Source organism: Pseudomonas sp. MD330_10 (assembly GCF_042610415.1).
GTDB lineage: Bacteria > Pseudomonadota > Gammaproteobacteria > Pseudomonadales > Pseudomonadaceae > Aquipseudomonas > Aquipseudomonas rhodesiae.
In genome coordinates, this window is record NZ_JBHGZU010000001.1 from 421,912 (window position 1) to 433,551 (window position 11,640).

13 protein-coding genes and 1 other RNA gene are annotated in these 11,640 nt (G+C 61.2%); 4 read left to right on the top strand and 10 right to left on the bottom strand.

The features are described 5' to 3' along the window. The first annotated feature begins 13 nt into the window (after positions 1–13). Positions 14–667 (top strand): gamma-glutamylcyclotransferase, encoded by a 654-nt coding sequence (locus ACFZPT_RS01935; RefSeq protein WP_034101394.1) that lies wholly within the window; start codon positions 14–16, stop codon positions 665–667. On the opposite strand, the gene glpT is transcribed toward ACFZPT_RS01935, so the two are convergent. Next, positions 664–2,001, bottom strand: a complete 1,338-nt coding sequence (gene glpT, locus ACFZPT_RS01940) for a glycerol-3-phosphate transporter (RefSeq protein ID WP_034101393.1) — start codon at positions 1,999–2,001, stop codon at positions 664–666. The genes ACFZPT_RS01935 and glpT overlap by 4 nt on opposite strands. Before the next feature lie 216 nt (positions 2,002–2,217). After that, on the bottom strand, positions 2,218–3,195 hold the full coding sequence (locus ACFZPT_RS01945) for an NADPH:quinone oxidoreductase family protein (RefSeq protein WP_034101392.1): 978 nt from the start codon (positions 3,193–3,195) through the stop codon (positions 2,218–2,220). Positions 3,196–3,344: 149 nt separating this feature from the next. On the opposite strand from ACFZPT_RS01945, the gene ACFZPT_RS01950 reads away from it, so the two are divergent. Then, positions 3,345–3,761 carry a flagellar basal body-associated FliL family protein gene (locus ACFZPT_RS01950; protein WP_034101391.1) on the top strand — a complete coding sequence of 139 codons (417 nt, stop codon included), beginning with the start codon at positions 3,345–3,347 and terminating at the stop codon, positions 3,759–3,761. A gap of 19 nt (positions 3,762–3,780) precedes the next feature. On the opposite strand, the gene ACFZPT_RS01955 is transcribed toward ACFZPT_RS01950, so the two are convergent. The 4 genes from ACFZPT_RS01955 to ACFZPT_RS01970 form a co-directional block, all read right to left on the bottom strand. Further along, entirely contained in the window at positions 3,781–4,899 is a 1,119-nt protein-coding gene (locus ACFZPT_RS01955; RefSeq protein WP_034101390.1) for an ABC transporter permease, read from the bottom strand. Further along, positions 4,899–7,616: a ribosome-associated ATPase/putative transporter RbbA gene (gene rbbA, locus ACFZPT_RS01960; protein ID WP_034115421.1), complete on the bottom strand. Its 2,718-nt coding sequence runs from the start codon at positions 7,614–7,616 to the stop codon at positions 4,899–4,901. Before rbbA ends, ACFZPT_RS01955 begins: the two co-directional genes overlap by 1 nt. After that, positions 7,613–8,578, bottom strand: a complete 966-nt coding sequence (locus ACFZPT_RS01965) for an HlyD family secretion protein (RefSeq protein ID WP_034101388.1) — start codon at positions 8,576–8,578, stop codon at positions 7,613–7,615. Before ACFZPT_RS01965 ends, rbbA begins: the two co-directional genes overlap by 4 nt. Before the next feature lie 139 nt (positions 8,579–8,717). Beyond that, complete coding sequence (locus tag ACFZPT_RS01970) at positions 8,718–9,167, bottom strand: EVE domain-containing protein (RefSeq protein WP_034101387.1); 450 nt, start codon at positions 9,165–9,167, stop codon at positions 8,718–8,720. 195 nt (positions 9,168–9,362) lie between these two features. Here ACFZPT_RS01970 and ACFZPT_RS01975 point away from each other — a divergent pair, with 195 nt between their 5' ends. Next, positions 9,363–9,509 carry a hypothetical protein gene (locus ACFZPT_RS01975; protein WP_099312898.1) on the top strand — a complete coding sequence of 49 codons (147 nt, stop codon included), beginning with the start codon at positions 9,363–9,365 and terminating at the stop codon, positions 9,507–9,509. A 7-nt stretch (positions 9,510–9,516) separates the two neighbouring features. On the opposite strand, the gene ACFZPT_RS01980 is transcribed toward ACFZPT_RS01975, so the two are convergent. The 4 genes from ACFZPT_RS01980 to ACFZPT_RS01995 form a co-directional block, all read right to left on the bottom strand. Next, on the bottom strand, positions 9,517–10,146 hold the full coding sequence (locus ACFZPT_RS01980) for a 5-formyltetrahydrofolate cyclo-ligase (RefSeq protein WP_034101386.1): 630 nt from the start codon (positions 10,144–10,146) through the stop codon (positions 9,517–9,519). Between the two features lie 58 nt (positions 10,147–10,204). Continuing rightward, a non-coding RNA gene (gene ssrS / locus ACFZPT_RS01985) (6S RNA) lies at positions 10,205–10,383 on the bottom strand. 31 nt (positions 10,384–10,414) lie between these two features. Beyond that, on the bottom strand, positions 10,415–10,732 hold the full coding sequence (locus ACFZPT_RS01990) for a cell division protein ZapA (protein WP_034101385.1): 318 nt from the start codon (positions 10,730–10,732) through the stop codon (positions 10,415–10,417). Next, a complete protein-coding gene (locus ACFZPT_RS01995; RefSeq protein ID WP_034101384.1) occupies positions 10,729–10,938 on the bottom strand; it encodes a TIGR02449 family protein in 210 nt (69 codons plus the stop codon). Before ACFZPT_RS01995 ends, ACFZPT_RS01990 begins: the two co-directional genes overlap by 4 nt. Positions 10,939–11,075: 137 nt before the next feature. On the opposite strand from ACFZPT_RS01995, the gene ACFZPT_RS02000 reads away from it, so the two are divergent. Then, on the top strand, positions 11,076–11,633 hold the full coding sequence (locus ACFZPT_RS02000; RefSeq protein WP_034115420.1) for a YecA family protein: 558 nt from the start codon (positions 11,076–11,078) through the stop codon (positions 11,631–11,633). Positions 11,634–11,640 lie beyond the last annotated feature (7 nt).

Consider the following 11,640-nt stretch of genomic DNA (forward strand, 5'->3'; position numbering starts at 1 on the left):
ACCGCTTTTCGCCATGACCGCCATTGAAACCGATCTTCTGCAGTTGGCTTACCCTCCGCGGCTCGATCTGGGACCGCAACTTACCCACGAACAGTTAATGAGCTCCATGCAGGCCACCATGGCCCGGCATAAGGGTGGGCCGGTCTGGCTATTTGCGTATGGTTCATTGATTTGGCGGCCGGAATGCTCGTCGACCGAGCGGGTGCGGGCCCGGGTCCACGGATATCACCGTGGCCTGTATTTGTGGTCTCACGAGCACCGTGGTACGCCGGAATTGCCGGGGTTGGTATTCGGTTTGGATCGCGGCGGGTCATGCAGCGGGTTTGCTTATCGCTTGCCGGAAGATCAGCTGGAAGCCTCGCTGTATGCCTTGTGGCAGCGCGAGATGCCCTATCCCTCGTACCGGCCGCACTGGCTCAGTTGTCGGTTGGAGGATGGCACGCAGGTGCAAGCGCTGGGGTTTGTGTTGGAGCGGCATTTGCCCAGCTACGCCGGCAACTTGCCTGATATCGTGCTTAACCATGTGCTGCAAAGCGCGAGTGGGCGTTACGGTACGACCCGCGATTATGTCGAGCAGACCGTCAACGCCCTGCGCAGCCACGCCATGCCAGATAAAAACCTGGAGGCGCGGCTCAAGCGGTGTGCAAAAGGATGCTCAGGCGCTTAACGGGCCGAGCTGACACTGTTGGTGTGCCACAGGGTCGGGATCAGGAATGCGATGGCCAGCAGGCACGCGCCGATCAGTAGCACAAAGCCACCGTCCCAGCCGAAATGGTCAACGGTGTAGCCCATGGCCGCACTTGCCGCCACCGAGCCGCCCAGGTAACCGAACAGACCCGTGAAACCCGCGGCGGTGCCGGCGGCTTTCTTCGGTGCCAGCTCCAGCGCCTGCAGGCCGATCAGCATTACCGGGCCATAGATCAGGAAGCCGATCGAGACCAGCGCAATCATGTCCACCGTCGGATTGCCCGGCGGGTTGAGCCAGTACACCAGCGTCGCCACGGTCACCAGGCCCATGAACACAATGCCGGTCAGGCCACGGTTGCCACGGAAGATTTTGTCCGACATCCAGCCGCACAGCAGCGTGCCCGGAATACCCGCCCACTCATAGAAGAAGTACGCCCACGAGGATTTATCTACCGTGAAGTGTTTGGCTTCCTTGAGGTAAGTCGGTGCCCAGTCCAGTACGCCATAGCGCAGCAGGTAGACGAATACGTTGGCGAAGGCGATGTACCAGAGCATTTTGTTGCGCAGCACATATTTGACGAAGATTTCCTTGGCGCTGAATTCGTCTTCGTGGCTGGCGTTGTAGCCTTCGGGATAGTCGTTCTTGTATTGCTCGATAGGCGGCAGGCCCACCGATTGTGGGGTGTCACGCATCGTGATGAACGCAAACGCCGCCACTGCCAAGGCCACCGTGGCAGGCACGTAGAATGCCGCGTGCCAATCGTTGAACCAGGCCATGCCCAGCAAGAACAGCGGGCCGATCAGGCCGCCGCCGACGTTGTGCGCCACGTTCCACACCGACACCACGCCGCCGCGTTCTTTCTGCGACCACCAATGCACCATGGTGCGCCCGCTCGGCGGCCAACCCATGCCCTGGGCCCAGCCATTGATGAACAGCAATATGAACATCATGGTCACGCTGGACGTCGCCCAAGGCGCGAAACCGAAGATGAACATCACGCCCGCCGAGACCAACAGGCCAAAGGGCAGAAAGTAGCGCGGGTTGGAACGGTCGGACACCAGGCCCATCAGGAACTTGGACAGGCCGTAGGCAATCGCGATAGCCGACATCGCCAGGCCCAGTTCGCCGCGGCTGTAACCGTCTTCGATCAGGTAGGGCATGGCCAGGGAGAAGTTTTTGCGCAGCAGGTAGTACCCGGCATAACCGAAGAAAATGCCGGCGAAGATCTGCCAGCGTAGACGTCGGTAGGTACTGTCGATTTTTTCTTCAGGCAGGGGCGCCTGGTGCACGGCAGGGCGAAAGAAAGCAAACATTCAAGAGCTCCAGATTTCTTGTTTTGACTGCGGATGCGAATGTTACAGTTTCGTTACCGAAAATAGCATCGCCTCTTGAGGTCAAACACAGGAAAACGGCGTAACTGCATGTTCTTTTATGAACATGCCGCAAATAGGCAGGTTTATGTCGTTTTAGGCTTTTCTAGGAAATGTGGGGGGATTGCCCCTCCCACATTACTCACATTCAGACGGCGATCAGCGGGTCTGGACGACGACCTTCCCGACAGCCTTGCGCTGCCCAAGATCATTGATAGCCTGGGCCGCCTGTTCCAGCGGGTACACCTGCGACACCAGCGGCTTGAGCTTGCCCTCGGCATACCAGCCAAACAATTGCTGGAAATTCGCCGCGTTATCCTGCGGCTGGCGCTGGGCGAAGGAGCCCCAGAACACGCCGACCACCGCCGCGCCCTTGAGCAGCGCCAGGTTCACCGGCAACTCGGGAATGCGTCCGCTGGCAAACCCCACCACCAGCAGGCGGCCGTTCCAGGCAATCGCGCGAATAGCCTGGTCAAACAGGTCGCCGCCCACTGGGTCGTAGATCACATCCGCGCCATTGCCGTCGGTGAGGCGCTTGATCTCATCCTTCAGGCTGGCTTCGCTGTAATTGATCAATTCGTCGGCGCCCGCAGCCTTGGCGATTGCGAGCTTGTCGGCGCTGCTGGCGGCAGCAATCACCCGGGCGCCCATGGCTTTGCCGATTTCCACCGCGGCCAGGCCCACGCCACCGGAGGCGCCGAGCACCAGCAGGGTTTCGCCGGGTTGCAGGTGGGCCCGTTGTTTGAGCGCGTGCATTGAGGTGCCGTAGGTCATGCTGAACGCGGCGGCGGTGTTGAAATCCATGCTGGGTGGGATCGGCAGCACGTTATAGCCCGGCACTGCGACCTGTTCGGCAAAGCTGCCCCAGCCGGTCAAGGCCATGACCCGATCGCCGACCTTCAGGTGGCTGACTTTCTCCCCGACTTCGCTGACCACCCCTGCGGCTTCACCCCCCGGCGAGAACGGAAAGGGCGGTTTGAACTGATATTTGCCCTCGATAATCAGCGTGTCCGGGAAGTTGACCCCGGCAGCATGCACGTCCAGCAGGATTTCGTTTTTCTTGATCGCCGGGCTGGCGACATCTTCCAGCACCAGGGTTTCGGCGGGGCCGAAGGCTTTGCACAGCACAGCTTTCATCGGACTATTCCTTTTGGCGTCGTGGCCGATAAGTGTAGGAGGGCAGGCCCCAGGGTCAACAAGCATGCCCCGGCCTGATAAGTCGCCATAAGCTTGTGCTCAGCCTTGCTAGCGTTATGCTACCGGGCACCGAATGTGAGGAATGAATTGTGAAAGCGCGGATTCTGTTGATGCTGGCCCTGATCCTGCCGATGGCAGTACAGGCCGAAGAAGCCAAGGAAGGCAAAGAGGGCGAGGCGCCGAAAGTCAGCTATATCAGCTTGAGCCCGCCGTTCGTGGGTAATTACGGCCTGGATGGCACGGCGAAACTCAAGGTGTTCAAGGCCGACATCGCCCTGCGCGTGACCGGCACCGAAGCCGCCGCCGCCGTTAAAGCCAACGACGCGTTGATCCGCAATCAACTGGTGGCGTTGTTCACCCAGCAGACCAACGAGGCGATGAGCACCGTGGAGGGCAAGGAAAAACTGCGCCAGGAAGCCCTGAAGCAAACCCAGCAAGTGATGAACGACGAGACCGGCAAGCCCATGGTCGAAGACCTGTTGTTCAACAACTTGATCATCCAGTAAGCGCGTCAGGTGTGCGGTTTCAGGACGCCAGGCTCTTCCTGAACCGCGCCAGCGCCACGGCGAAAAACAGCAGGCCGATCCCTGCCAGCGCCAGCAAATCCGGCCATACCACGCTTACCCCCGCATCGCGGAATAGAATCGCCGCGCTCAAACTCACAAAATGCGTCGACGGCGAGCCCTGCATCACCCATTGCAGCCACTCCGGCATGCTGTCCAGAGGCGTGCTGCCGCCGGATAGCAACAGCATTGGGATGATCACCGGAATCGCCAGCAGCCCGAATTGCGGGGTCGAGCGGGCGAGGGTGGCGAGGAAAATCCCCAGCGCCGTACTGGCGAACAAGTACAACGCCGTCACAAACAGAAACAACCCCAATGAGCCTGCCAGCGGCACACCCAGCAAGCCTTTGACCACCACTTCCAACGACACCCACGTGCACAGCACCACCACCAGCATGTTGCTCCAGATTTTTGCCAGCATGATTTCCAGCGCCGTCAGGGGCAGCACCAGCAAATGGTCGAGCGTGCCGTGTTCGCGTTCGCGCAGCAGGGCGGTGCCGGTCAGCACGATGGCCAGGATGGTGATGTTGTTGACGATCTGGATCACTGCCAAAAACCAGCCGCCTTCCAGGTTGGTGTTGAACAGCGAGCGGGTGGTCAGCAGCGCCGGTGTCTGTGCGGCGGCATCGGCCTGGCCGCTGTAGCTCAACAATTCGCGCTGGAAAATCCTGCCAATGTAACCGGCACCCATGAATGCCTGGCTCATGGCCGTTGCATCCACGTTGACCTGCACGCTGGGTTGGCGCCCGGCCAGCAAGTCGGCCTGGAAATTGGCCGGCACATTGATCACGAACGTGTACTCGCCGCTGTCCATGGCCTTGTCCAACAGGTTGTAAGGCAACGGCGCTGGCGTCTGGAACTCCGGCGGTTGCAGTGCTTCGCCCAGTTGTCGGGACAGGGCGCTGTGGTCTTCATCCACCAGCGCCACGCTGGCGTTATGCACACCGATCACTGAGCCGGCGGCGGGCATATAGATGGCCACGGTGAACGCGTAGAACAGAAACAGCAGCAATACGCTGTCGTGGCGCAGGCTGGTGAGTTCTTTCAGGCCCAAGCGCAGGATGTGCGCGAACTTATGCATCAGACCTCCTGCTTCTTGAGCATGACCAAGCTCAACCCGGTGAACCCGACAAAGAACCCGAACAGCGCCAGGCATTGCGGCCACAGCTGGCGCAGATCCAGAGCCTTGGTAAAGGTGCCCACCGCGATATCCAAAAAGTGCCCGGCCGGAAACAGCATGCCCATCAGCGCTGCGGCGCCTTCCAGGGATGAGCGCGGCACGATCAGCCCGGAGAACTGGATGGTCGGCAGGCTAGTGATGATCATCGTGCCGAGGATCGCCGCGATCTGGGTGCGCGTGAATGCAGAAATCAGCAGGCCCATGCTGGTGGTGGCCAGCACATACAGCAGCCCACCGAACGCCAGCGTCAGGCCGCTGCCCTTGAACGGCACGCCAAACAGCCAGCGGTTCATGGCCACCAGCACGGCCAGGTTGACCAGACTCACCACCAGGTATGGCGCCTGTTTGCCCAGCAGAAACTCCAGGCGCGTCAGGGGTGTTGCGTAAAAATTAGTGATCGAGCCCAGCTCTTTTTCCCGCACGATGCCCAACGCGGTAAGCATGGCCGGGATAAACGCCAGGATCAGTGCCATCACCCCAGGGCCGATGGCGTTCACGCTGACGACGTCCTGGTTGTAGCGAAAGCGGGTTTCGAGTTTGGCGGCGCCCTGGCTGCCGCGCGGCAGGCTGCTCAGCTCGGCCAATTGCTGGAGGTTGCCCAAGTGTACGGCTTCGACATAGTTACGGCTGGTTTCCGCGCGGAACGGCATGCCGCCGTCGAGCCATGCGGCCACCGTGGGTTGGCGCCCGGCGTACAGGTCGCGGCCAAAGCCCGGTGGGATTTCCAATGCCAGTTTGATTTCCGAGCGTTGCAGGCGCCGGTGCAGTTCGTTCGCATCTTGAATGGGCGGTCGTTCGGCGAAATAGCGCGAGCTGCGAAACGCTTCCAAGTAGGCGCGACTTTGCGGGGTCTGGTCCTGGTCATAAACGGCGAACGCCAGGTTTTCCACATCCAGGGAAATGCCGTAGCCAAAGATCACCATCATGAACATCGCCCCGAGCAGCGCGAAGGCCATGCGCACTTTGTCGCGCAACAGCTCTTTGCCTTCACGGCTGGCCACCGCCAACAGGCGCGCCAGGCTGAAGCCGCGCTTGCTCTGCGGCGGTGCGCTGGCTTCGCTGACGGTTTGGCTCGGCGCGGCGGGTTCGGCTTCGCCTTGAGCCTGCTCCAAGCAGGTGACGAACGCGGCTTCCAGGGTCTCGCCCTTGAATTGTTGCTGCAGCGCGTGCGGCGTGTCGCAGGCCAGCACTTTGCCTGCGTGCATCAACGAGATGCGGTCACAGCGCTGGGCTTCGTTCATGAAGTGGGTGGACAGAAATATCGTCACCCCTTGCTCGCGGGACAGCTCGATCAGCAACCGCCAGAAATCATCCCGGGCGGCCGGGTCGACGCCGGAGGTCGGCTCATCGAGGATCAGCACTTCCGGGCGATGCAGCACCGCGACCGCCAGGGACAGGCGCTGACGCAGGCCCAGGGGTAACTCCCCCGACGGTTGCCCGGCCACGTCGCCCAACTCGAAGCGTTGGATCAGTTCGTCGATGCGCGGGCCGCTGTCGGCCTTGGGCAAGTCGAACAGTTGGGCGTGCAGCGCCAGGTTCTGGCGCACGCTGAGCTCGCCATACAGGGAAAAACTCTGGGACATGAACCCCACGCGCTTGCGGGTGGCCAGGTCTTTGGCGTCCACCGTCTTGCCCAACAGTTTCGCGCTGCCTTCAGTGGCGGGCATCAGCCCGGTGAGGACCTTCATGGTGGTGGTCTTGCCGCAGCCGTTGGAACCGAGGAAACCGAAGATTTCCCCTCGGCCAATCGCGAAACTGACCTTGTTGACCGCAGTGAAGTCGCCAAAGCGCAGGGTCAAGTCGTGGGCCTCGATGGCGATGTCGGCGCTGGTGCTTTCCCTCGGTGGAATCACCAGCGGCGGTTTGTCGTGAGCGCCGTCGCCTTGAAAGTGGGTGAACGCTTCATCCAATTTTCCGCTGGGAGTGGCGGCGGCCAGTTCACGGCTCAAGCCATTGGCGATCAGCGTGCCGCGATCAAGCATCAGGCAGTGTTCGAACTGCTCGGCTTCCTCCATGTAGGCGGTGGCGACCAGTAGCGTCAGTTGCGGGCGTTCGCCGCGCACCGTTTCGACCAGTTCCCAGAAACGTCGGCGCGACAGCGGGTCGACACCGGTGGTGGGCTCGTCGAGGATCAGCAGGTCAGGTTCATGGATCAACGCGCAGCACAGGCCGAGCTTTTGTTTCATCCCGCCGGACAGCTTGCCGGCAGGGCGCTCGGCGAAGCGTTCAAGGTCGGTGGCCAGCAGCAGGCTGTGCATGCGCTGGTCACACTCGGCCTTCGACAACCCGAACAGAGTGGCGAAGAAGCGAATGTTTTCGCGGATGGACAGCTCGGGGTACAGGTTGCCGCCCAGTCCCTGGGGCATGAAGGCGATGCGCGGGTACAAGCTGTTGCGGTGGCGGCGGTCGGTGATGGCGCCGCCGAGTACGTCGAGCTGGCCGTCCTGCAGCTTTTTAACCCCGGCGATCAAGCCCAGCAGGCTGGATTTGCCCGCGCCGTCCGGGCCAATCAGCCCGCAACGCGTGCCGGCGGGCAGGCTGAAGGCTATATCGACCAGCGCCTGTTGCTGGCCATAGCGGTGGTTGATCCCCGTGGCGTGCAGCGCCAGGCCGGTCATTGCAGGTTGGCCGGCCAGTCTATGTCGGCCGTGCGCACGTAACCTGCGCCCGGCATGCCGGGTTTGGCTTGAGGCACGGCGCTGGGTTGGGTCAGGCGCAGCTTGACGCGGAACACCAGTTTTTGCCGCTCATCGCGGGTTTCCACTTCTTTGGGGGTGAACTGGGACTTGGCCGCGACAAAGGTGATTTTCGCCGGCAGCGCTTGCTGGGGCAGGGCATCGAGCAGGATGCGGGCGTCGCTGCCCACCGTCAGGCGACCGGTCACCGACGCGGGCAAATACAGGTTCATGTATTGATCTTCGGGATCGATCAGCAGCAACACGCGGCCACCGGCACCCAGCACTTCACCGGGCTCGGCCAGGCGCAGTTGAATGATGCCGTCGATGGGGGCGCGCAGGCTGCTGTCATCGATTTCGCTGCTGAGTTGGGCCACCTGCGCCTGGGCGGCGCCGATGGCGGCCTTGGCCGAATTGACCTGGGCCTGTGCGGCGACTACGGCCGCATTGCCGGTGTTGTGCCGCGCCTGTTGCTGATCGATCAGTTGGCTGCTGGCGAAGCCGCGCTTGTACAGCTCTTGGGTGCGCTTGAGTTCCTGGTTGGCCAGCAACTGTTCGCTCTGGCGCAATTGCACATTGGCTTCGGCGGCGGCGAGATTTTCCTTGGCGCGCAACACTTCGGCTTCGGCCTGGGCGCGCTGGGCCTCTAGCGTGCGGGTGTCCATGCGCGCCAGCAATTGGCCCTTGAGCACCTTGTCGCCTTCGTCCACCCGCACTTCGGCCAGGCGACCGGGAATTTTGGCGGCGATCTGCACTTCGGTGGATTCCAGGCGACCATTGCCCATGCTCAGGCCTTCGGGCAGGCGGTCTTGAGTGGATTTCCAGTAACCGAACCCGCCGGCGGCGAGCAACAATGCGATCAGGAGCGTGGCAAACAGCTGAGAGGTGCGATGGTTCGTCGACATGGAAGCATCCTGCGGCGTTAGCGTCCTAGTTTGACGGTATTGCCGCTGTGGGCGTTGATACCGGTCAAATGAAGCGCAAGCCTAGCGCGATTGCGGCCCAAGCGCATGCGTCGCGAGCGTGACTGTAGGGTTCTGGCGCCTAGCGCAGTGCCAGTACGGCGGCCCATTGCTCGGCGGTCACCGGCATGACCGAGAGGCGGCTGCCTTTTTGCACCAGGGGCAGTTCGGCGAGTGCCGCCTGCTGTTTCAGGTAACCCAGGCCCAGCACCTTGGGGAAGGTCTGGACATGGGCGACCGTGATCGCGCTCCACGGGTTTTTCTCCGGGCTGGCCTTGGCGTCGAAGTAATGGCTGTCGGGCTCCAGTGCGGTTGGGTCCGGGTAGGCCGCCTCAATGATTTTGCCGATGCCGGCGATGCCCGGTTCGGGGCAGCTGGAATGGTAAAAGAAGAATTCGTCACCCACCGCCATGGCGCGCAGAAAGTTACGTGCCTGGTAGTTACGCACGCCATCCCAGCGGGCTTTTCCGAGTTTTTCCAGGCCCTTGATGGACAGTTCGTCGGGCTCGGATTTCATCAGCCAATAGGCCATTTTTAGGCTCCTCAAACAGGCATTGGGCAAGTTGTCGGGCAATTGCCGCACAAACCGACAGTCGGTTGGCGTCAAGGTTTGCGTGTTGGTTCACGTTAACGCAAAATGCCGGGATTTTAAGCTTGACTCAGCTGCAACGGGCTACTTTGGAACGTTGTTGTCATCGTGTACGAGGTGCCTGAAGGGGGGCAATCGATGCAACGTAAACCGGATTTACTATGGATATTGGTTATTTTGTTTGGTCTGGGCGTCGTGACCACCGGGTATGCGCAAAGTCTTTGGTCGAACAAGGCCGATGCCCCAGTTGAATTGTCACCAGTGCAGCAACAGTACAAGCGTTAATACGGCTTCAAGGCGTCGCTGATTCCAGCGACGCTTCTGCGATATACCATTGCTTATTCGTCACCGTGCCAGCCATCGGCACATCCCAACTTGCCTGCGCCAATCGATCGACTTTCTGACATTCATGGGCCAGGCCCAGCAACGTCGGCTTGCGCCAGCGCTGGCGGCGTGCGAGGTACGCCAGGCTGCGGTCATAGAAGCCCCCGCCCATGCCCAGGCGGCCACCTTCATCGTCGAATCCCACCAGCGGCATCAGCACCAGGTCCAGCGCCCACACCTTGCGTTGCCGGCGGATATTCACCCGTGGCTCCAGGATGCGAAAGCGATTGGGCAGCAGCTTTTCCCCGGGGCGCACACGCTGGAATACCATCTTCGTGCGTGGCCAAGCGCTAAGCACCGGCAGATACGTGGCTTTGCCCCGGCGCTGCGCAGCACGCAGCAGCAGGCTCGGATCGATTTCACCGTCGGTGGGCAGGTAAAGGGAGATATGTTTGGCTCGGCGAAACAGCGGGTGCTGTGCCAGCTGCCGGTACAGGCCCTGAGCGGCCTGGCGTTGCTCGCTCGGCGTGAGGGCGCGGCGGGCCTTGCGCAACAGGCGTCGAAGTTGCGGACGGGAAAGCGGCGCAGTTTCGGTCATGGCTTTTCGGCTCATAAAACAATGCCAGTCCTGGGACTGGCATTGAGTTTGGGAATTCAGGCTCCCCGACAGAGCCGCTGTCGACTTAGCCCTTGAACCCGAAAGTTCAAGGTGGAAGAAGCAGTAGGCTTTAAGGCTTTCCGTCTAGCGGACATGCACACCAGCCCAACGTGCAACTTCCAGGGTAGTGCGAATCGGCTCAGGGACATCGCCGACTGGCAAACACGCCAGGGAGTGAGGGCGAGTATACCTTAAACAGACGCGGCAATCAGCCCTTGGGTGCATCCGAGTCGCTGGCGAGCGCCAGATCCACGCGTTCCAGCAGGTCACGCACTTGCTCGCGCGTCGAGCCGCTGGCCTGTACGTCCGGGCGTTCCTGCTTGTGCAACAAGTCATGGGTAATGTTCAGCGCAGCCATCACAGCGATGCGGTCGGCGCCGATGACTTTGCCGCTGCTGCGGATTTCACGCATCTTGCCATCCAGGTAGCGGGCGGCGCTCACCAGGTTGTTGCGCTCTTCCTGGGGGCAGATGATCGAATACTCTTTATCCAGGATCTGCACGGTGACGCTATTGCTTGAACTCATGAGTCTTGCTCCAGGGCCTTCAGGCGCGAAATCATCGATTCGACCTTACGCCGGGCGATTTCGTTTTTTTCAATGAGGTGAGCGCGTTCCTCGCGCCAGGTCTTTTCCTGAGCTAATAGGAGTCTGTTTTGACTCTTAAGTTGCTCGACCCGAGTAATTAGCAGCTCGAGTCTGGCCATCAGCGCTTGCAGGTCGGTGTCTTCCATTGGGTTCCACTGGATTTGTCTGATGAATGGCAACTGCAGGATAAACGATCTGACGCCCTTGATAGTCGGGTGCGTCTGCCGGTGCTAGGATACAGCGCTTCATTCTAGACATCGCGCCGCCTGGCGCCTAGCTCATCATGCCCATTAAGAATTCCCCATACGACGCTTTCTCCGCTCTGCTGAACGCCAGCGGCCACCCTTGCTCCCCGGCCGAACTGCACGGCGTGCTGTTGGGCCGCAGTTGCACCGGTGTCGGCTTCGACCCCGACAACTGGTTGGCCGATGTGGCCGAACTGTTGGAAAAAGAGCCCGAAGATAACGTGCGCAATGCGCTGGTCGGCTTGCAGGAAATGGTCAAGGGCGAACTGACCGGTGATGACATCACCGTGGTCCTGCTGCTGCCGACTGACGACGCACCGCTGGCCGACCGCGCCGCAGCGCTGGGCCAATGGTGCCAGGGCTTCCTCCACGGTTTCGGCGTGAACGCCGCCGGCCTGGAGCTGAGCACCGACGCCAAGGAAGTCTTGCAGGACCTGGCCGCCATCTCTCAGGTGCAAGACGCCCTGGAAGAGTCCGAGGACGGCGAAAGCGATTACATGGAAGTCATGGAATACTTGCGCGTCGCGCCGCTGCTGCTGTTCACCGAGACCAAGAAATCCGCTGAACCTGCCGCGCCCAAGCCGTCGCTGCACTGAGAAAGGA